This window comes from Rheinheimera baltica DSM 14885 (assembly GCF_000425345.1).
Lineage (GTDB): Bacteria > Pseudomonadota > Gammaproteobacteria > Enterobacterales > Alteromonadaceae > Alishewanella > Alishewanella baltica.
In genome coordinates this window covers 196,803-218,616 of sequence record NZ_AUDG01000001.1, presented here as the reverse complement: position 1 = coordinate 218,616, position 21,814 = coordinate 196,803, and the positions used below count along the sequence as shown (strand labels likewise).

Annotated in this window: 17 protein-coding genes; 4 read left to right on the top strand and 13 right to left on the bottom strand. The window is 47.3% G+C overall.

What is annotated here, in order from left to right; genetic code table 11:
- Nucleotides 1-125: 125 nt before the first annotated feature.
- From H595_RS0101065 to H595_RS0101025, 9 genes are all read right to left on the bottom strand, one after another.
- Nucleotides 126-1,127 (bottom strand): LacI family DNA-binding transcriptional regulator, encoded by a 1,002-nt coding sequence (locus H595_RS0101065; protein ID WP_027669514.1) that lies wholly within the window; start codon nt 1,125-1,127, stop codon nt 126-128.
- A gap of 49 nt (nt 1,128-1,176) precedes the next feature.
- Nucleotides 1,177-2,505, bottom strand: a complete 1,329-nt coding sequence (locus H595_RS0101060) for a glycoside-pentoside-hexuronide (GPH):cation symporter (RefSeq protein ID WP_027669513.1) — start codon at nt 2,503-2,505, stop codon at nt 1,177-1,179.
- 42 nt (nt 2,506-2,547) lie between these two features.
- Nucleotides 2,548-3,876, bottom strand: coding sequence for a GH1 family beta-glucosidase (locus tag H595_RS0101055; protein ID WP_027669512.1), 1,329 nt, complete (start codon nt 3,874-3,876; stop codon nt 2,548-2,550).
- A gap of 69 nt (nt 3,877-3,945) precedes the next feature.
- The gene (locus tag H595_RS0101050; protein WP_027669511.1) at nt 3,946-4,656 is read right to left on the bottom strand and encodes a DUF6445 family protein; all 711 of its coding nucleotides are present in this window, start codon (nt 4,654-4,656) and stop codon (nt 3,946-3,948) included.
- A gap of 2 nt (nt 4,657-4,658) precedes the next feature.
- On the bottom strand, nt 4,659-6,149 hold the full coding sequence (locus tag H595_RS0101045; RefSeq protein WP_027669510.1) for a tryptophan halogenase family protein: 1,491 nt from the start codon (nt 6,147-6,149) through the stop codon (nt 4,659-4,661).
- A gap of 45 nt (nt 6,150-6,194) precedes the next feature.
- A complete protein-coding gene (locus H595_RS0101040; RefSeq protein WP_156885895.1) occupies nt 6,195-7,211 on the bottom strand; it encodes a cupin-like domain-containing protein in 1,017 nt (338 codons plus the stop codon).
- A 7-nt stretch (nt 7,212-7,218) separates the two neighbouring features.
- The gene (locus tag H595_RS0101035) at nt 7,219-7,956 is read right to left on the bottom strand and encodes a SapC family protein (RefSeq protein WP_027669508.1); all 738 of its coding nucleotides are present in this window, start codon (nt 7,954-7,956) and stop codon (nt 7,219-7,221) included.
- Between the two features lie 40 nt (nt 7,957-7,996).
- Nucleotides 7,997-9,562 carry a tryptophan halogenase family protein gene (locus H595_RS0101030; RefSeq protein ID WP_027669507.1) on the bottom strand — a complete coding sequence of 522 codons (1,566 nt, stop codon included), beginning with the start codon at nt 9,560-9,562 and terminating at the stop codon, nt 7,997-7,999.
- 144 nt (nt 9,563-9,706) lie between these two features.
- The gene (locus H595_RS0101025) at nt 9,707-12,679 is read right to left on the bottom strand and encodes a TonB-dependent receptor (protein WP_027669506.1); all 2,973 of its coding nucleotides are present in this window, start codon (nt 12,677-12,679) and stop codon (nt 9,707-9,709) included.
- A gap of 461 nt (nt 12,680-13,140) precedes the next feature.
- On the opposite strand from H595_RS0101025, the gene H595_RS0101015 reads away from it, so the two are divergent.
- Both H595_RS0101015 and H595_RS0101010 read left to right on the top strand, forming a co-directional pair.
- Nucleotides 13,141-14,598: a coniferyl aldehyde dehydrogenase gene (locus H595_RS0101015; RefSeq protein WP_051219692.1), complete on the top strand. Its 1,458-nt coding sequence runs from the start codon at nt 13,141-13,143 to the stop codon at nt 14,596-14,598.
- A 2-nt stretch (nt 14,599-14,600) separates the two neighbouring features.
- Nucleotides 14,601-15,248, top strand: coding sequence for a TetR/AcrR family transcriptional regulator (locus H595_RS0101010; protein WP_027669504.1), 648 nt, complete (start codon nt 14,601-14,603; stop codon nt 15,246-15,248).
- Between the two features lie 4 nt (nt 15,249-15,252).
- On the opposite strand, the gene H595_RS0101005 is transcribed toward H595_RS0101010, so the two are convergent.
- The 3 genes from H595_RS0101005 to H595_RS0100995 form a co-directional block, all read right to left on the bottom strand.
- The gene (locus tag H595_RS0101005; protein WP_027669503.1) at nt 15,253-16,230 is read right to left on the bottom strand and encodes an aldo/keto reductase; all 978 of its coding nucleotides are present in this window, start codon (nt 16,228-16,230) and stop codon (nt 15,253-15,255) included.
- Between the two features lie 127 nt (nt 16,231-16,357).
- Nucleotides 16,358-17,299, bottom strand: coding sequence for a TolB family protein (locus H595_RS0101000; protein WP_027669502.1), 942 nt, complete (start codon nt 17,297-17,299; stop codon nt 16,358-16,360).
- A gap of 48 nt (nt 17,300-17,347) precedes the next feature.
- The gene (locus H595_RS0100995; protein WP_027669501.1) at nt 17,348-18,424 is read right to left on the bottom strand and encodes a winged helix-turn-helix domain-containing protein; all 1,077 of its coding nucleotides are present in this window, start codon (nt 18,422-18,424) and stop codon (nt 17,348-17,350) included.
- 107 nt (nt 18,425-18,531) lie between these two features.
- Between H595_RS0100995 and H595_RS23365 the strand changes: the two genes are divergently transcribed.
- Complete coding sequence (locus H595_RS23365; RefSeq protein WP_051219691.1) at nt 18,532-19,455, top strand: CE1 family esterase; 924 nt, start codon at nt 18,532-18,534, stop codon at nt 19,453-19,455.
- A 20-nt stretch (nt 19,456-19,475) separates the two neighbouring features.
- Nucleotides 19,476-20,339 (top strand): alpha/beta fold hydrolase, encoded by an 864-nt coding sequence (locus H595_RS23360; RefSeq protein WP_051219690.1) that lies wholly within the window; start codon nt 19,476-19,478, stop codon nt 20,337-20,339.
- Between the two features lie 3 nt (nt 20,340-20,342).
- Here the strand turns inward: H595_RS23360 and dgt are convergent, their stop codons facing one another.
- Nucleotides 20,343-21,800, bottom strand: a complete 1,458-nt coding sequence (gene dgt, locus H595_RS0100985; RefSeq protein ID WP_156885894.1) for a dGTPase — start codon at nt 21,798-21,800, stop codon at nt 20,343-20,345.
- Nucleotides 21,801-21,814: the final 14 nt, after the last annotated feature.

Below are 21,814 nucleotides of genomic sequence, written 5' to 3'. Positions count from 1 at the left end.
TAGTCATGGCAGCAGATATTGATAAGAGTGCGCTCAGTACAATACTGAACGCTCTGGATATAAGTATTACTTCGTTTTAGATCAATGAAATTACTTTTTGTTTGCTAACGCAGTGTTTGGGCAGGTTAAACCGGGATGGACGATTCGCGTATTACTAACTCAGGCATAAATACGTTGTTCACGTCGATGTTTTTGTTATACAGGTTTTTCAATAACCACAGCGCAGCCATTTTACCCATTTCGTGTATGGGGTTGTTCACGGTAGTAAGCTTAGGGGATATGTAACGGGCAAAAGGGATGTTATCGTAACCAACAAAAGATAAATCATGCGGTATACGCATACCGCTTTCTAAACAAACTGATATTGCACCGGAAACCATTTGGTCATTTGCACACACTACAGCAGTAAACGGTTTTTTGCTGCGTTGTTGTAGTAAATAGGTCATACCTGTGGCACCACTTTCTTCGCTATAGTCGCCTTCGAAACACAGTGCGGAAGTAAATTCTATATTGGCTTCACTCAGCGCACGCTTATGCCCCACTAAACGTTCGATAGCATCATGTTTTTTTGCTGGTCCGGATATATAGGCGATATGCCGATGACCTTGCATAATTAAATGCTTAGTAGCCATATAACCGCCTACTTCATTCTCTAAATAAATACAGCGCTCGCTTATTTGCTCTATGTAGCGGTTGATAAGCACAATTGGTGTTGGCCCTTTGCTCAGGTTGATCAAGTACTCATCAGAAACCGCTTCAACGTCTAAAATCAGCGCATCACAACCACGGTCAAGTAAAAACTCGACGCTGTCTTTTTCCTGAGCAGCGTCGCTATGGCCTACGGCAATAATAACGTGTTTGTTTTCTAAGCGCAGAGAGGATTCGATTTCTGCCATCATCGGGCCGTAGTAAGGGCCATCCAATTGAGATACCAGCACCCCTACGCTGTTAGAACAATTGGACGCCAGCGACTGCGCAAAAGTATTGGGCCGGTAGCCCAGCTTTTCCATGGCGTCGAGCACCCTCTGTCGTGTCTTATCGCTGACATTGGTGTTTTTGTTCATCACTCTGGATACGGTGGCTAAAGACACCCCAGCCAGTTGAGATACATCATAAATTGTCGCCATAGTCTGCAGTCGCTTATTTTACCTATAAAACGTATTTGAAGCGCCAGGGTTACTCCGGCGCATGTTTTAATTCTTGAGTAATCGTTGTAATTTTATCATTGTTTAACATGTACCAGCGCATTATAACGGCCACTAGCACAGAGCCAATAGCAGGGAATAGGCTAAATGATAACAATAAACCGGCTTTGGTTGCATCGGTTTGCGCGACATCAGCCTGATAGCCATAACCCGCGAGCAACCAACCTGCTGTAGCACCGCCTACCGCAATACCCAGTTTAATAAAAAACACGATTGATGAGTACACCATGCCAGTGGTTCTGATCCCCGTTTTCCACTGACCGTAGTCCACGGTGTCTGCCATCTTAGCCCACAATAAAGGGGTGCCAGTATTAAACACCATATTCCACAGTACATACAATGCTATTGCAAGGATCGCTTGTTCAGCCGGCACAAAGAAGCTGGCGGCACACAGCGTTGCTGCAAGTAGTTGAATGGTTATGTACAGTTTAACTTTACAAAATTTCTTAGCCAATTGGTTGGCAACAATACAGCCAATAATGCTGCCAAACATGCCCAGCGTAATAATCAGTGAAATGCTGTCGGGCATATTTAAGTAATATTTGATGTAGTAAATAGCCAGTGTGGTACGCAATACAAAACCGCTCATTAAGCAGAGTGTGGCCAATGCTAATACGCGCCACTGATCATTTTGCCATAAAGTTTTAAAGTTCTGCAGATAGGTACCCGTTTGCTCTTTAGGTGGTATCACACGCTCTTTAGTGCCGTAAAAGCACACTAAAAACATCATCACACCTAAAATGCTCATTGCCAGAATAGTCAGTTGATAGCCTTTGGCTTTTTCACCCTGACCAAAATATTCGACCAGTGGCAAAGTGCAGGCTGAAACCAGTACGCCGCCGATAAAAGCAAAAATAAAGCGGTATGTTTGTACAGACACACGCTCTTTCGGGTCGTCTGTTAACGAGGCGCCCAAAGCGCAATAGGGTATATTGATTGCGGTATAAACCATCATTAACAGGGTGTAAGTCACAAAGGCGTAGATCATTTTACCGGTTTCAGAAAAATCCGGTGTGGTAAACGCCAGCACACTGATCACGCCAAAGGGCAGTGCAAACCAAAGTAAGTAGGGCCTAAACTTGCCGTGCTTACTTTGTGTACGATCAGCAAACGCCCCCATAAGAGGATCCGTAATAGCATCAATTATTCTGACCACTAAAAACATCGTGCCAACAAAAGCCGGTGAAATGCCAAAAATATCGGTGTAAAAAAAGGTTAAAAACAACATCACGGTTTGAAACACGATATTACTCGCGGTATCACCCAGCCCGTAGGCCATTTTCTCTTTGATGCTAACCATACTTACCTCAACCCTGTTCTTTTCTTTATGTTTTGGTTGTGACTAGCGTGAGCCAATCAGTGTTTTAAAGGCGATACCGCTGTTTTTTATCGTTCTTTGCTGCGTAGCATAATCAACATAAACAATACCGAAGCGCTTGAGGTAACCCTCGGCCCACTCAAAATTGTCCATTAAACTCCAGGCGAAATAACCGTCGATATTGACACCCTGCTCAATGGCATTATGTACCGCGGTTAAATGCATCTGGTAGTAACCGATGCGATCCTGATCATTTACCACGCCGTTTAACAACTTATCGGGCATGGCCGCACCATTTTCAGTAATATACACCGGCGGTAGGGCGTATTTTTCATGCAGTGACACAAGTAGATCGGTAAAGGCTTGCGGATATATTTCCCAGCCCATGTCGGTTTTAGGAGCATCCAGCATATCAACTTCCGCAAACGGCTTGCCTGCGGCGGCCTGATACACGGTACGGGTATAAAAGTTAACGCCAAGAAAATCCAGTGGCGCCTGCATAATGTCGAAGTCACCATCATGAATAACCGGTTTGTCTTCGTCAGATAACAGGGCAAAGCTGTCTGGATAAGCGCCATCGAACAGCGGTTTGATATACCACTGGTTAAAGTACTCGTCGGCCAGTTTGGCGGCAGTGTTATCTGCCTCGCTATCGGTGAGCGGGTAAGCAGGTGTGAAATTAAGCACGATACCGTTTAAGCTATGCGGGCTGTTTTTTTGTAGTACTGGCATGGCTAAACCGTGAGCCAGTAAAATATGGTGCGCAGCCTGACGGCCATAGGATTTTTTCGCCAACCCCGGTGCGTGTATGCCAACTTCATAGCCGAGATAAGAGCTACAAAACGGTTCATTAAAGGTGGCGTAAGAGTATACTCTGTCGCCCAGCGCCTGAGTAATTTTGTCAGCGTAATCGCGAAAAAGGTAGGCTGTTTCACGATTTAACCAGCCGCCATTGTCTTCAAGGTGCTGCGGCAAATCCCAGTGATACAGCGTGACAAAGGGTTTTATGCCCTTCGCGTTTAGCGCATCTAGCAAACCAATATAAAAGTTAACACCTTGCGGGTTCAGGCTGCCGTCTTTGTGCATAACGCGTGGCCAGGATATTGATAGCCTGTAGGCATCAACGCCCAAAGAGCTTATCAACTCAACATCCTGTTGCCATAAGTTGTAGTGGTTGCAAGCAACATCGCCGTTGGAACCATCACGTACTTTGCCTGCGGTGGCGCAAAAGGTATCCCAAATACAGGGTAGTCTGCTTTCTGAGGCGCCTTCTATTTGAAAAGAGGCTGTAGCCACCCCAAAGGTAAAGGCTTTATCAAGCAATTTTGACGTACTAGGTAAGCTATATTTCATAATGTAATCGCTTTCATTTTGTGTCTGCTAAATAGGCGTAACGTAAGTTTCATTTAATGCTCACCTGGTTTATATAAAGCTTGTAAACAGATTTGCTGTCAGTCGACCACTGACGGCTGAACTGTCGATGTCGGTCGTTGTATCAACAATGGTGGAATGTAGCAGGTTGCCGGGATAGATAATTAGCCGGTTGGCTTTATAAGGTACCTGATAGTAAAGTTCGAAATGGGCATCACTTTTGACAAAATACTGTTGTTTAGGACTGCCGTGGTCATCAATAAACTGTTGAGCACAGTTAAAATAATGTTCACGGCGGTTATCGCTGATACGCTCGTACCCGGTGGGGATGTGGCGAAAAAAACCGGTGCTGCCATGTGGCTGTGAGTTTAAATAGTGTAAAAAAGCAAAGTAATAGCCGCTTGATGTATCAAAATGCGGCATACATTGCAGCGGTTTTAGAGTGTCTTCGGTTTGGTTAATCAGCGCAAAAAACAGGTTTTGCGGTTTTAGCCTTAGTTGTGTCGGCACCTGATAAATATCGTAAATAAGCGGATAAAGTGTGCTTAGCGTAGCACCAACATAGTCTTTCGGTAGCGGTGCTTTAAGGCCCGGATAATAGGCATTTACATCAGGCTGAAAGTTGCTTTGCTGTGCAGTATGTTTAAGCACATCAATGTCGGTAGCGAAATCATCAATAATGATTAACGGCGTGCCCTCATGCCCCAGATACACTATCTCGGGTTGCAACGCTTTATTTATGCCAAAATCAAATTGCGGCATAGTTATATCGCCGTGGCTTTACAGTAGTGCTGAATAAAGTCGTTATGTAGCGGGTATTTCGCCACACTACGCTGCACATTAGCTTGAATTTGTTGCAAAAAGCTTTCCAGCTCGCTGTCGGACATGGCGTCGACAATAGGATGATATTGCTCCGGTTTCAGGCCTTGCCCCAACATCACCTGGATCCACGAGCTTTCGCCGAACAGCTCCTGCGCAAACTTGTATACCTTGCCACTTTGTTTAAACAAGGCGATGCGATGCGCCAATGACTCTGGCACGTCCATATCACGGCAATAACGCCAGAACGGCGTATCGCTGCGCTCAGTTACTTTGTAGTGCAGGATAATAAAGTCACGGATGTTGAGCAATTCAACTTCAGTCTGATGGTTAAACTCATCAACATCAGCAGATTGGATGCCCTGCGCCGGAAACATTTGCAGCAAACGAATAATACTGCGCTGAATAAGGTGAATACTGGTTGATTCCAGCGGCTCCAAAAAGCCCGCGGACAGCCCGATGGCAACACAGTTTTTATGCCAGTGCTTACGTCGGGTTCCAGTGCGGAATTTGATCAGTCTGGGTTGGGTTAACATCTCCCCTTCAACATTGTCAGTAATACATTTAATTGCCGCATCATCGCTAAGGTATTTGCTGCAATACACTAAACCATTACCCACCCGGCTTTGCAGCGGTATGCGCCATTGCCAGCCTGCCTCCCGTGCTATCGAGCGGGTATAAGCAATGGGCGGCGCAATGCTTTTAGTTTGTACGGCGACGGCGCTGTCACAAGGTAGCCAGTGACTCCAGTCTTCAAACCCGGTGTTAAGGGTTTGCTCTATTAACAATGCTTTAAAGCCGGTGCAATCAATAAACAGATCGCCATCTATTTCCTCGCCGCTTTGTAGAGTTAGGCCAGCAATATCACCATTTGCATGTTGTTTTACGGTAGCAATTTTACCTTCAATGCGTGTTAAACCATGCTGCTCTGCCAGCTGGCGCAGGTATTTCGCATAGAGTGACGCATCCAAATGGTAGGCATGGTTAAGATCCTGATTAGGCAACACCGCAAAACGGCCTTCACGTGCAGCTAAGTGTTCTGTGCAGTAAGCACCTATATCTTCGGCGATACCACGCTGACGGCCTTTAAGCCAAAAATGCTGAAAACCACACGCCCAGCAATCTTTGCCTAAGTAACCAAAGGAGTGCAGGTAGTTTTTGTTGATGTCATGCCAGTTTTCAAACGAAATACCCAGTTTGAAGGTGGCATTGGTCGCGGCCATAACTTCAGCTTCTTTTAAGCCAAGTAAACGATGAAAGATATGTAAGGTAGGGATAGTAGCTTCGCCTACGCCTACAGTACCAATATCGTCAGATTCCACCAGTACCACCTCAACATTTTTTTGCAGCATTTTGGCAATGGCGGCACCTGCCATCCAGCCTGCGGTGCCACCGCCGGCAATCACCACTTTTTTTATGCGTTGTGCGTTGTTCATACAGGTCTCCATGGCTACGTCGGCATTTTTAGTTGTCATTATGGCTCAACGCTTAAGTTTATTGAGTAAATCGGCGCGTAGCTGGCGCGCTTGCAACTCACTAAGTGGTTTGCTTAGCATTCCTTGCGCTTGCTCCGGAATATGCTGCTGTGATATGTCGTCGTGGTCGAAAATATAATGCTCAAAAATGGCTTTCCAGGCCTGGCGCTGCGCTTTGGGTAAACTGCGTAAACTAAGTATGCTCAGCAATAAGGCGTTGTTGGGCCTACCAAGATACGCTGGCGTGTCGCGCCACCAATGGCTTATAAGCACATTAAACGGTGTATGCGCTTTAACATGATGCCACCACATACTGGGGATAAATAACATATCGCCCGGCTGCAAAGTAACACTTTGTGCTGCTTCAAGTGCATGAGAAAAAAGAGGAAATTGCTGAAAATCCGGTTGCTCAAAATCGACCATGCTAATGTCCTGTCCGCCAGGCGCAAACTCCATAGGACCGGGGTACAGGTTGCCAATTTGATCCGGTGGAAACAGGGTAAATGTTCGGGTTCCCACGACATTACAAGCCAGGTTGTGCGGGAAATCGAAGTGCGCTGCGATACGTGATTGATTGCCAATCCACACGCTGGTCAAAGGATTAACGTTCGATAGGCTAATGCTGTTATCAGCCGCTAAACCGTTAAACCAGCGGTTTATCTCAGTAGACCCCATATATAAGGTGCTGTTGTCGTCTTCTGGCTGCGTCAGTAAACGGTCAATAAATTGGTTGAAATCAATTTTTCCACCCTGAAAGTTAAACCCGCTGCAGTCATCGTTGTAAAAAATCCGCCCATGCTGTTCGGCAGGCAGTAAGCAGGCGGTTACCGGCTCGCCCTGATAGAACTGGCGCAAATAGTCTGCCGCAGCAGTGGCACTGTTTAACCCCGCCTGCACCAGCGGCCAGTTTTTGCATTGCTGTTTAAACACTAATGGTGCAGTTGCCCCTGCAATGATCTGCTGCAGGCTGGCATTGTCGCAAGCGGGTAGCGTTTCAATGGAGGTGAGGCTGGCCGTCATCATGTTTATCTCAGCAAGCAGCGGTGGCGTTAAGCTGGTTTTTCAGCTTAAGCAGACTGCGGACATTGGCTTGCGAGGCAATCAGCATATAAATGGCCTGCAGATAACCTTTGGCATGCAGCTGGCCCAGTACTTCGGTAGATAAGGCTGCGAGGGAGTCTTCATTGATGGTATAAAAACCTATCATCTGGTGCTTGCTGCCATCGTCCAGCTGAATATCTAAGGTAAAAGATTCCAGCAGTTTGTGCTCCAACAGCAAAGCGACAAAGGCAGCGTTATCTTGCAGGCCCAAATGAATGGTTTTTAGCATATTGGATACTTCATCTAAGTACGGGCTGCCGCCGCCCAAAGGAAGAAATAACGCTTCGCCTTGCTCTTTGCTGACGCGAGGGCTGTCTATATCGAGGTGAATAACCGTTTGCGTTTGTTCTGCACCGTCTTCGCGTACCACTTGCTTGCCAATTAAAAACGGCTGGCGCCGCAGTGTTAGTGGTACATAGTAGCCCCGCCAGTTGTCATCATGTAAAAACAGGTTTTCCTGGTGCGAAAAGCCAAATACGGCGACCGAGAAAAATTGCCCGGTAGATGCATCTTTATGAAAGAAAATGGGGTAATGCGCCTGAACGCTGCGAAACTCGAGTGGAAAGGTTGGCGTAAACCAAACATTGTCGCCAAATTCAGCACCGCGCTCGGTGATAACTTTTAAATCCAGATGCTCTATGCTGTTTAGTAATACATGCTTGGTCATCGTCTTATCCTGTTGAATACGTGAGCTATTATTATTATCGTTAAATGGGTGGTAAGCCATATTGGCGAATTTTGTCTAACAACTGCCGGTTAGGGGGCAGCGCAGCGGCCAACTGCTGGACACGTTTTATGTTTTCTTCAAATAAGGCCTGGGCCTTTTTTTGCTGCGATGGTTTTAACGGCGCAGATTGCTGAGTCTCAAAACCCATACCATACAAGATGTACTGATAACTGGCGGCCGGAAATAGCACGTCACTGTGCGTAATATCTTGGTTTGACGGCACTTTATGCTGCCAAAATTGTAACAAATGCTGCAGCCTTGGGGGTATAGAGGACGATTCTCGATGATCATGCCAGTAGTCGTGATCACGGCGTTTACTCAGTACATAGTGTAATTTTAAAAATTCAATAATTTGCTGCCAGTGCTGGTTAAAGGCTTGGTTCATCCGATCAGCCGCAATGCTGAGCAGCGAGTTAGGCAGCGGAAGCTGTGCTGAAACATATTTAGCACTCCACTCTACCAGCGCCAAAGCCGAGGCTTCAAGCGGTTCGATAAACCCCGCGGCCATGCCAATGGCAACACAGTTTTTCTGCCAGCAGCGCGCATAATGGCCCGGGTTAAAACTGAGCTTTCGCAGCGTCAGCAGCTCTGTGTTTTCAGCACCAGATTGCTGCAGGTAATGGCGCAGTTGCTGCTCGGCTTGATCATCACTGCAATGGGCAGACGAGTATACGTGGCCAACACCGCGGCGCGATTGCAGGCCAATGTCCCACACCCAGCCGTTTGGCTGTGCGGTTGACTGTGTGCAGGAAGCTATTGCTGCATCCGCTTGTGGGTAAGGTAGCTGCACGGCCAGGGCAGAGTCGTTAAACAGTACCTGCTTTTGTTGAATAAATGGCACGGCTAAGTGCTGACCCAGCAGCATTGAAGCCGCGCCGCTGCAGTCAATAAACAGGTCAGCATGCAGTGCGCGGCCATCTGTTGTGATAATGGCGTCAATATTGCCCGTTACGGTATTGCGGATCTGCGCGATATGCGCCTTAACATGCTGCACGCCGAGCTTGGAGGTGGCATGTTGCTGCAGCAGGTTGCTAAACTTACCTGCGTCTAAATGGTAACCGTAATTATTGATAAAGCTGTATTCAGCTGTGGATATTTGTTTGGGTGCGAGCCCTGCTAAGCTAAGCCGAGCTTGAGCATTAACGGCATCAGCAAAGCTGACCTGCTGTAAAAAAGGCAACCAGTATGGGCAAATATTAAAATCCGGAATACCCACCGGTAGGCTAAATGGATGAAGGTAAGTGTCAGCGCTGTTAGTGCACCAGTTATTAAACTGCGATCCTTGCTTAAAGCTTGCGTCACAGCTGTTGATAAATTCGGTTTCGCTGATACCAATGTGTTGCAAGGTATGGCGCATTGACGGCCAAGTCCCCTCGCCAACGCCGATGGTAGCGACATCAGGTGACTCAACTAAAGTAATGTTAAGGGCCGTAGGTGATAAAAGTTGGCCTTGATCAACATTATGATCGGCAGCCAGTATCGCTGCAGTTAACCAACCTGCAGTGCCACCACCGACAATCACAATACTCTTAATCTGTTGTTCCATCTGGCTATTTACCGCTATAGCGACCTGTATAGGTCTGGCTGTATTTGCAGAGTATCTTCAAGATAACGCATCTATAAGCTGCATTGAAGTTGTTAGTAAATAAAAGGCCATATTGCTATGGCCTTGCTAGATATTGGTCAGGGGTTAGAAGGTATAACGTGCACCAATGCTGTAACGTGGACCGGCCTCAACCAGGCTTAACACCTGTTCTTTAGCGCGGCCATGCACGCGTTTGTATTCATCGGTAATATTCAGCGCTTCAACATACACACTTAGTCCTTCAACCATGGGGAGGTCATAACTGGCTGACACATCAATTTGTGAGTAGGCTTCAGTGTATTGTGGGTTGGCGCCGGTATCCTGCCCGCGAGAACTTAAGAACTCGTCGCGCCAGTTATAAGCGATACGGGCCTGGAAGCCATCTTTTTCATAGAACAATACGGCGTTGGCAGTATCACTAATACCCAGGATTGCCGGTTGATCGGCCAGAATAAAGTTGTTGTATTCATTTTCGCTGTTAACCAGTGTGTAGTTTGCTAAGACTCCCACGCCCGATTCGCCGAACACATGCTGTATCGCAAATTCCCAGCCATCGATAACTTCAGACACGTCGCTGTTAGATGGCGTGTTTATTTTAAACACCAAATCGTTGTCTTCACCTGCGACACCACTGATTACGCCATTAGCAACATCTACGCCTGGGGCATTAGGGTAGTTAGCGAAGATGTAGTTGCGAATGGCCAGTGCATCTGAACCTACTGCGGCAATAGCTTCGGCATATTTCTGACCATTTACCGGGTTAGGAATATTGTAAATAGTCGACTCAACCACCGTGTTGCTAATAAAGTTTGACGTGTCTTTGCGGAAGTAACCAATAGACGCATAACTTGATGGTGCGTAGTACCATTCTGCTGAGAAATCGATGTTTTTTGATTCCAGTGGTAACAGGCTTGGGTTACCCGAAGAACCACCACCACCACCACGATTTGCCAGTGTATTAACAACAGTACCGCCTTGAATAGCAACATAATCTGGCCGGCCAATAGTTTCGCTATAAGCTGCACGCAGCATAACATCGTCAATCACTTCAATATTAAAGTTAATGCTGGGCAAGAAGTAGTCGTAGCTGCCTTTCTGTGTTTGGAATTCGCGTATGCCGGTCGCCTGCAGTTCAATTTCAGTTTCGGCAATCCAGTTGGCACCATCATAGCTGGCTACAGCTGAAGTTGAGGTAACATCTGTTTTTTCGTAGCGTACACCAATATGAAAATCATACTGACGGCCGTTAAAGTCTGATTCATAGTTGTATTGCACGAACAATGATTGCGATTCTTCTTCGGTGTAGCGATCTACGTCACTGGCATAGTCAGTAGAAGGACAGAAATCAGTACCGCAATCACCGGCACCGACGTAACCTGCTGGGGTATATAGCTCTTCAGCACGATCGCGGAGTTTGGCAAAATCCCACATGAAAATGCGGTTAAGTACCTCAAACGTTTGGCCTGATGCTAAAGAAAAATCACCTTTGCTGGCAGTGAATTTATCGTGGATGGTGTCCGCCGGAAAGAATGACTCGTCAAAGTCGCCAGCCTGACCAACACCGCCCCAATCGTTACGCTGTACGTTCACTGATTTAGAGTGGTTATCGACGTTGTTTAAAGCAATACCAAAGTCGATACTGCCCTTTTCTTCAAACACATATTCGCCGGTTAGCTGATACTGATCAATATCAGACTTATTGGTTGCGCTACCAAACACGCTGCCGGTAACAACCATATCGGATGGCTGTACGCTGTTGCCGCCACCTACTGCCAGCAAAGGTAAATCTTTGCTAAAGTCTGTTGCCGCACTAGTCCGGATAAAAGCCGCCGTACTTAAGGTGTTATTTGACCCAAATTCATGGTTGGGTTTGTATTCAGCAGTTGAATTATGCGCATCAAAGGTAAGTTTTAGTGCGTTACTGGCTTGCCACTCGATATTAAAGCCAAGTGAGCCGCTTTCATTACGCACACCGTAGTCGCCAGCAGCCATTGAAAGATCGGCTGGGGTGTCATACGTTTCTGAGTATATAAGTGGTGATGATACCGGGCCATCTGTCCAAACGTTTTGCGATGGCGCAAAGGTAAACCATGCCGACACATCGTTGTACTGGGTATCGATATCGTTGCGCATGTAAGTGTAATCCAGCGTCGCTTTTACGGCATCAGTAGGTGCATATTGCAACACTAACTGGCCATTGGTGCGGGTGCGCTGCTGTTCTTCGAATTTGTAAATGGTGGTTTGCGGCACAGAGTAAACATCACCAGGGCCTGGGCGGTTAACCTGATTATCCTGTGGTACGCCACCCCAGTCGGCGTTGCCACCTGACCAATCGTTATCTGTTATGCCCGGAAAGCTGCGCCAGCCCGTACCGACGTTAGCTTGTTGGCTACCGCTATCACGCTCCTGGTAGCTGGCGGAAACCAGTACACCGAATTTGTTATTATCGAACGTGGTTGAATATATACCCGATAATTCAGGTGTCACTGACGAGCCTTCCTCGGTTGAGGAGTCGCTTACTGCAGCAACGTTGATAATTGCTTTGGTGTTGCCATAGGACAGTGGACGCAAAGTTTGCACATTGATAGTAGACCCGATACCACCTGTAGGGTCCGCCGCGAAACTAGTTTTATGCACTTCAACACCGCTGATTAAATCTGAGGCGATGTTGGCAAAATCGAATGAGCGAGAGCCAGTGGTTACGGGCATCTGACGGCCATTTAGCGTGACCAGGTTATAATCGGCGCCAAAACCACGTACCGACACTTTACTACCTTCGCCGTTGACGCGGTCAATTGACACGCCACTGATACGCTGCAGTGATTCTGCCAGGTTGGTGTCGGGGAATTTACCGATGTCTTCGGCTGAAATAGCGTCGACAATACCGCTAGAGCCACGTTTAACATCCATTGATTTCGTTAAACTGCCACGAATACCAGTAACGGAGATAACTTCTATTTCTGAATTTTGTGCTTGTGCGGGGGCTTCCTGAGCCATGGCGGATATCGATGCGCCCATACCAAGGACCAAAGATAAACTGGTAGCCAGCCTAGTCTTTTTAAAGGTGTGCGATTTCATGTGTAGTTCCCTGTCGACAATATTTAATTCTAGTTTTAAAAAAGCGTTAACGCCGAACAGGTCGCCAAAAAGCACGATGACGCATCTGTAAGCGCTTTCATAAACTTAGGTGATTTTTTTTCAACCGTCAATGTAAAAAAATTAATCTTTAACGGTTTTTTGCATTTTTTGATAAATATCATAAATTTAAGCCTGTATATTTGTGGGGTTTAAATATTTATGCTTAGTTTGTTTACAGATATTTAGCCGTTAAATTGAAAAGTAGTCGTTTGAAATTACGTCGCTATACACAGTAAATGTAAACGCTTACATTGCATTTTTGGCATAGAAAATAAAAAAGATCGTTAATTATCTGGCTGTGAAGCTAATTGGATACGTTATTTGACAAAATGACCCGCGGTCACTATTGTTTGTGTGTGCGAATGACCGTTGGTCATTTATGGGTTGGTAAAGGACAGGCGATGAACAGCAAAGAGCAGGAACAGACGAAAATATCAGACAATACCGCTGCGTTTGAACAATTTAGCCAATGTTTGGCAGCGCAGCGGCGTGCTTATCATGTCAACCCGGTGCCGACAATACAGCAACGTATCGCTGATCTGGATGCGCTTAAAGCGCTTATCCGGGATCATGAAACTGAGTTGGTAGAGGCGGTTAATGCTGATTACGGCAGCCGTTGTCGCTTTGAAACCCGTTTTTCAGAAATTTTAATGGTGCTGGAAGATATCAATCGCAGCAAAACACAGCTGAAGAAATGGATGAAGCCACAAAAACGGCATATTGACCGGTTATTGTTCCCCACCTCCAGCTGCGTTGTTGTGCCACAACCACTGGGTGTTGTTGGCGTTATCGTGCCGTGGAACTTCCCTATTATGTTAGCACTGGCGCCCATCGTTTCCATCTTTGCCGCCGGTAACCGCGCAATGGTGAAAATGTCTGAAAATTCAGAACATCTGGCGCAATTGCTTATTAAGTTGGTACCACAGTATTTTGCTGCGGAAAAACTGCAGGTTTTTGCTGATAACGGCGGCAGTGGCCCGGCATTTTCGGCCCAGCCGTTTGATCATTTGTTCTTTACCGGCTCGGCTCAAACGGGGCGTGCGGTAATGGCCAGCGCAGCAAAAAACTTAACCCCGGTAACACTGGAGTTGGGCGGTAAGTCGCCAGCCGTGGTGGCACCGGATTTTGCCCTGGACAAAGCAGTAGACCGTATTATTTGGGCTAAGGCCTTTAATGCCGGCCAAATTTGTACCAATGTCGATTATGTGTTTATCCCACAAGGTGCGGAGCAACAATTTGCTGAACTGGCGCAGCAATTAGTGGCGCAGCGTTACCCCGACATTAATCATAATGACTACACTGCCATTATTGATGAGCGGGCGTATCAGCGTTTGCAAACTACCTTGGATGACGCTATCAGTAAGGGCGCGCGGGCAGTGAATTTAATGGCCGGCCAGCAAAGTGTGCCTGGGCTGCGCAAATTTCCGTTAACGCTGCTGTTTGATGTTACCGATGATATGTTGGTGATGCAGCGGGAAATTTTTGGCCCGCTGTTGCCGGTTAAAACCTACAGTAATGCACAAGACGTGGTGCAGTATATAAATTCACATCCCCGGCCGCTGGCATTTTATCCATTTAGCCATGATAAAAGCCTGCAACAGTTTTATCTTGAACAGGTGATGTCCGGTGGCGTAACCATTAACCACGCCATTTTACATGTGGGTCAGCATGACTTGCCGTTCGGCGGTATCGGTGACAGTGGTATGGGGCACTATCATGGCTTTGAAGGCTTTTTAACCTTTAGTAAGCTGCGGCCAATCTTTAAACAGGGAGCTTACAACAGTGTCAGTTTGTTGATGCCACCTTACGGCTGGTTGGCGAATAAAATGACCGACTGGTTAATTAAGTTTAAAGGCTGAACATGAAGCAAAATGCCTTAACTCCAGAAGCTAAACAGCAGCGGCGGCAGGATTTCTTGCATGCGGCCAGGCGTTTGTTTTTACAGCAGCAGCAATTGCCGGCCGTTGCTGACATAGCCGCCGACACTGGTTTAGCTAAGGGCACGGTGTATCGCTACTTTCAAAGCAAAGAACAAATATTTTTGGCGTTATTAACAGAAGACTTTACCCAGCTGTTTAGTGAGCTGGAGATAGTGATACCACAATTACCACAGCCGCTGCCTGCGGCGGCAGCACCGTTTGCTGATGCTTACCTTAAATTGTTGCTGCAGTCGCCCAGTTTACTGCCACTGTTGGCATTGCTTAATGCGGTATTAGAACAAAACCTGCAACAGCAGCAGTTATTAGCTTTTAAGCAGCAGCTTGCGGGGGCGCTGGATAAACTGGGTGGCCAACTTGCTGCGCGCTACAGCGAAATGACAGCGGCTGATGCCAGTCAGTTACTGCTGCACAGCTACGCCCTAACATTGGGATTGTATCAAAGCACCCAGCTGCCCACTACGGTGCAAACCTTGCTGCAACAGGCCGGGTTGACGCAATTGCAGCGCGATTTTGCTACAGAGCTTAGTATAGCTATCCGCCGGTTGTGGTTAGGTGCAGTAAGTAGTTAAGCCCCTATGGCAGTGCACGTCCACGGGCTGCGAGGTATAACGCATACCAGTGCTCGCGGCTTAGTTGTACTTTGCTGGCTTCGGCACAGGCTTTAATGCGCTGCAAGTTAGTAGTGCCGATAACGGGCTGAATATTGGCCGGGTGGCGCATTAACCAGCCCAATACAATGGCTTCTTTACTGACCTGATACTCAGCCGCCAATTTTGCCACCAGCGCCGCTGTAGCTTGAACAGGCTTGGGTTCGGCGCTGACATCTTTGCCACTGAACATGCCCTGACTTAAGCTACCCCAGGCTTGTAGTTGTACGCTGTTGCGGCGGCAGTATTCGATAGTACCACTGCTAAAGTTAACACCCGGTTCGCCACTACAACCTGCGGTGGTACCTTCATCCAGCCAGGCCAAATGGCTCAGGCTTAGCTCCAATTGGTTGACGACCAGAGGCGTGGCCAATGCGTCCTGCAACAGCTGCATCTGGTGCTGCTGCATATTCGACACGCCAAACTGTTTTACCTTCCCCGCTTGTTGTAACTGGGCAAAAGCCTCTGCCACTTCTTCAGGTTGCATCAGCGGATCAGGCCGGTGCAGCAGCAGGACATCTAACTGCTCAATGTTAAGCCTGGATAGAATGTTATCGACAGATGAGCTGATCCAGCCAGCAGAAAAATCATAGCGTTGCGGCGTGTTTGCATCGGCAAAACGAATACCGCATTTAGACTGCAGTGTTATTTGCTCACGAAGTTCAGGCCGTTGTTGCAATACCTGGCCAAATACCTGCTCGGCTTTGCCAAAGGTATAAATATCAGCATGGTCAAACACACAAATACCGGCCTCTAACGCCCTATCAATAACCGCATGGGTATGACGAATATCGTCAGCTGTTATTGGGTTCGTGTTCCAGCCGCCGCCTAAATTCATACAGCCAAATACAACTGGACTGGTTTTTGTAAGGTAGCTGGCAAGGGGGTAAGCGGGTATATACATAAGGCATCCTGAGTAAAGTAATAAGAAGGCGGTTACTACCGTTTAATTGACACATTGTCCGGCAGTGCCCGGCAAATATTAAGCGGATAAATCATCATAATTGTCTGCTGTAATAACACAAGCGCAGTTATTGCAGTGGCTTTTTATAAACCAGCGTCAACGGCAGCCGATAAATATCGCCTTGCACGTCGCTGTGGCGGCCAAATACGGCTAAACCTTGCCGTACGCTAAAATGCCTGACAAACTGGCTGGGTTCCGATACTAGTAGCTTGCTGTCACCGGTTGTTAAGTCCAGCTGATATATACCTTTGTCTGGCTGATAATAATGCAATAAGCCATCATCTAATTGCCAGTTTAACCAGTTTATTTTATCAAACTGCGCTAGTAACAACTCTTCGTTGCCTGTACGTAAATCTTTAAACCATAGACCATCGTGATGATACTTACTGAAATACAATTGACCATGCCAGATGCGCCCGCTGTATCCGCCGCGCTCTGTAATTTTATGTTCATTACCGTTTGCAATGTCATGTAACCATAACTGCCAGTCTCCATCGCGCTGGCTACTGTAAATCAGGCTGTTAATGTCCTCTCCCCAATTTGCTACCATTACCTGCTTTTCGCCAGGCAGTAGCGTATGTAAAGCACCGCTGGCGACATCCACCTGGTAGGCTGCACCATCTTTACTGAACAGCAGCTTTTTATCATCAGGTGACCATTCGTGCCGAATAAAACCGGGCTGCCCGGGGAGCTCCGTTAGCAGTCGCAAAGCGCCATTGGCTTGTTGCAACCACAGTTGATAGTGTCCTTGTCGCGTGCTAAGAAAAGCCAGTTGGGTGCCGTCATGCGACAAACGCGGCATAGTGTCAAGCCGTGAGCTATTAATACGTTCTGAAATAGCGCCGGTGCTATCTGCCTGCCAAATATCGGCGTGCACTTCAGTACTGCTGTAATACAGTGTGTTACCCAGCACGGTTAGTGAGTCAATGGGATCCGCTGCCTGATATAGCGGTATGAGTTGAGCTCGGTCTATATGATATTGATAGACGGTTTTACCGGCACTTAGCAACAGTATATTGTCGTTATACCACGTTAACGCTGTTGCGTTTATCGGTAATTATTGCGATGTCTTTATTTGGCCATTGTTGCTGTCAACCAGCAATAATTCTGTGTTGTCGGGCGACAAATAGCGCAGTAATGCCATGCTACCTGAAGTTGTAGAAGCGGCAAGAGCCGTGTCGCCCTGGCCTGAATAATTAGCGGGCAGCAAGGTTAACTGGCGTAATTTACCTGTGGCAACAACCAGCTGGTACAGCTGATAAGGTTGCGTTTTATCAGCGCGCTGGCGCAAATATAAAACTTTACCATCGGCACGCCAACTTAACATGGGTATGTTGTCGATAGGACATTGGTGTAATTCTCGCTGCGAACCGGGTTCAGTTGTCTGTGATATCGGTTGTAGCATAATTTTGCAGCTATTTTCCGTGTAGGCAACAAAAGCAAACGCTTTAGCATCAGGGCTAAGCACAGCATAACGACTATCCGTTGCGTCATCTGTTAGCATCTGATGCTGGTTGTCATCCAACGTATTAAGCCAAATTTGGTTATTACCGTTATCAGCGGTTCGTTGGTATAGCAATGCATTTGCTTCGCTATTACTACTAAGTTGGCTTTCCCGACCTTTAAAGCTGGTGTGAGGAGTTGCCCCGCTGGCGCTAAGTTGAGGTGAAGCTTGCGTTATTATAAGCCAGATTGCCATACCGCAGAGCGCGGTGGCGAGCAGTGTCGATCCAAGCCAGAGCTTCGGTGTTGATGATTTTGACACAGTTGGCTGTGATGTTTCCGGCACCAGTGTAATAACGGTAGCGTGTTGGCGCAGCCTGTAGCCAAGCTTGGGCAGGGTTTCAATATATTCTGTCTGTGGGTCGAGGCTGAAAAGTGCCTTACGCAGCATTGAGATAGCGCGATTAATGGCGCCTTCACTGACAATTCTACCATCCCATACGGTATCAATAAGTTGCTCTCGACTAACGACTTGTAACGCATTGTGTAACAGCACGAGCAACAGCTTGTGCTGACGAGGCTCCAGATAAAGCTGTTGTCCACTGCATTGTAACTGACGGCTAGCTGCAACATAAACGATATTGCCCAGTTGCCAGGTTTTGGTGTGTGCCGTGTTTGTCGCAAGGGTCATTTAGTGTCCGGTAAGCTTTTCATCACGAAATCATTAGCAGTAAGGCCGAGGCAAAAACATCTCTTTTGCGTAAGCTTGGTCTGTAGCCAGGTTAACAGGACATTAATATGAAACAGCCAATAAACACAATAGTTGCTGTTGTAACACTACTGATTTGCTTGAGCAGTTGTCGGTCTTCTGAGCAAGAGTTAAACACAGATCCGTTAGAACAGTTACAGTTGATGCAACTCGGTGAGCGGCAGTATTGGTTGGCATTGCCGCAACACTATCAATCTGACAAAAGCTATAAACTATTGTTGGCGTTTCATCCATCAGGCGGCAGCGGCAAGGGAATGCAGTCGCTAAGTCATTTTGAACAGGGTAACAACGACTATATTGTCGCCTATCCTGATTCCGAGCAGGTAGAATGGAACGAAGGCTGTAACTGCAATATTGCTCACCGCCTGGGTGCAGATGATCTGCAATTTACCTCTGATATGATTGTCGATATTCAGCAGCGTCATACTGTGACGCCCGGCGAAGTCTATGCTGCTGGCTACTCTCAAGGCGGGCTTTTTGTGCAAAACCTGGCTTGCAACCTGCCACAGCAGTTTAAAGCTGTGGCCGTGGTAGCCGCCCCAATGTCTGTTCAACTGGCATCCAGCTGCGCGCCACCGCAGCCGGTATCAATAATGATGGTGCACGGTACTGCCGATCCGGTGTTGCCTTACAACGGCATGGTGCACAGTAACTTTGGTTTGATTAGTTCTCCAGATGCTATAGCTTTACTGGCTGGCAAAAATGCGGCTTTACCTTATGTGTTAGAAAAAGCACTGAATGCCAGCGTTAACCTGACCAGCTACCATAATGGCAAACAGAAATTCCAGCTGTTCAGTATGAAAGACGGTGAGCACAACTGGCAATTCTCCGGCTTTGATACCCGCCGGGAAATTCTGAATTTTTTCGCCACCGCAGAGCAAGCCGAATTACCTGAACACTCGCAACGGGTTAGCACTGAACAGGGACAGTTTCATGTTCGTGCTATGGGCTGAATAACCCCGGCCCGGCGATAGTGTTACTGGCCGGACCAAATTACAACTTCCACAGTGACAGCGCCTGGTTTGCGGCTTTGCAGCCGTTGTTAGCACAACAGTACCGCGTGTACAGTATTGACAGGCTGGGTAATGCTTTTAGCAGCACCAGTGACGATTTATCTTATCGCCGCTTTGCTGACGATCTGGCACTGGTATTACAGAAACTGCAAGAAACACAAGTTACACTGGTTGCTTTTGCCAGCAGCAGTATCAGCGCGCGTTGGTTTTATCAACAATATCAGCAACAGTTTACAATTAACGCTATGTTGTATATCGACCCTGATATCCCGTTGCCACATTCACTAAGCTTGTATCAAGGCTACCCGGCAGACTGGTATTTGGCGAATTTGCCTGCCTTATTACCGCATCTGGCTGCCGGTAACTGGAGCGCCAGAACCAAAGATAAATTGGCTGTTGAATATGAGGAAGTACAGCAGTTGGCTGCACAGCATAATGTCTCTGTGGACTGGAATTACTTTGAGCAAATTATGCAGCTACGTTTGCTTATTCCACAGCAGCAGGCACGGGCGACTGAAATAGCGGCCTATATTGCTGATTTGGACAGCTATGCCACACTGCCTATGATATCGGCCATTCCAGTTAGTGTGATCGACAGCGACTTTGAACAGCAACAAATCGAACAGGCCGCCAATGAACCGGAACTGGCTGCAGCGTTACAGCTGTGGCAGCAGGAAGGCAGTGCCTGGAGCGCAGAGCAAGCGTCGTTGTCTAATGGCCAATATATTGCTTTGGCTGACAGCGATCACCTGGTGCCATTGCAACAGCCGCAGCAAATTAAATTAGCACTGGATTGGTTGTTCAGGCAGGCACAGTTACCCTGAATATCAGCCGCTAATGCAACTTACCAGTGTCTGATACTCATCAAAGGCAAAATGGTCGGTCATACCGCTGATAAAGTCTTGAATCAGCCGGCAGCGATAGTAAAGCTCCAGTGCCTTATCTTCTTCCTGCATCGCTGACACGGCAAGCTGGTAGGCGCCAACATGCTTTTTCGGCAGCCGGTGCGCCAGCCGTTGTTGCTGCGCTAAGTGGTAGGCGTTGTTTTGCAGTACAGCGCTAAATTCAGCTGCTGGCAGCAGTAATAACGGTTTATAGCACTGCAGTAACCCAGCAAGCATACGAAAACCCTGTATTTCAAGGGTTTCTACCTCTGGTTGGTTAAAAACAAACTGCCGGGCAACCTGCTTAAATGTGCTGGTTATAGCATGATATTGGCTATTATCTTCCAGCAAGGCGCGGTTTAAACTGCCGTCATACACAGCAGTAATATTGCTTACAAATTGGTGTGCGGCGTGTCTTACCAGCGGGTGTATCATCATTACCCGCAGTTTAATAAAAAAGGTCGACGCGGTATTCACCGGCTCGGTATGTGCGCTATCTAACGCGGCTTTTATCAGCGCTGAAAAACTGGCACTGCCACCGCGCTCGGTCTTAATTAATCGCCCTTCTGGCTCTAACTCAGCAAAGGCGGTGTTAAGCTGATAGGCCAGTTCTGTCAGGCTAAATAAACCTTTTTCTACTGCATCCTCAATATCAGCCAGACAATAGGAAATATCATCTGCCGCTTCCATGATATATGTAAGTGGGTGTCGGCAACCCGGCGCAGTGTCTAGCTGCTGCCACAGTTGCTCAACAAACGCCTGTTCAGAAAAGTAATACCCCGGTTTTTTTTGTAAATAGCTAAGAGGCTGCTGTTTATCAGGTTTGCTACTGGTCGCGCAGCGGGTGTATTTTAAAATACAGGCGGTTTGTGCATAGGTCAGATTCATCCGCTGTAAGCTGTGCACCAGCCGTATCGCTTGGGCATTACCCTCAAATTGCGCTAGTTCAGTGCACAGCACGGGCCACTGTGGCTGCTGCTGTAAGTTATGTGTTGTTGTCAGCTCAGGCAACACCTGGCTAAACCAATCGTTTATTGCACTTTCGCCACTATGACCAAACGGCGGGTTGCCCACATCGTGTAACAGGCAAGCCATTTCAACCATCGATTCTATCGGTCGCTCTAAATCAGTAAGGCCATATTGTTCGAGTTGTTCTGCAGTCAGGCTGCGAAAAATAGTCTGCACTATAAAGCGGCCGGTTTGCTGCACCTCCAGCGAGTGCGTTAAGCGGCTACGCACGGCGGCATTGCGCTCCAGCGGAAAAACTTGTGTTTTTTGCTGCAACCGGCGCACAGCAGCGGAATGGATAATGCGTCCACGGTCGCTTTCCAATGCACTTTGCAAATCGCTACTGCGACTTTGTAGTTCGCGATCCGCTTTGATTTTATTGCGAAAATCCATTGGCATGCCTGCTA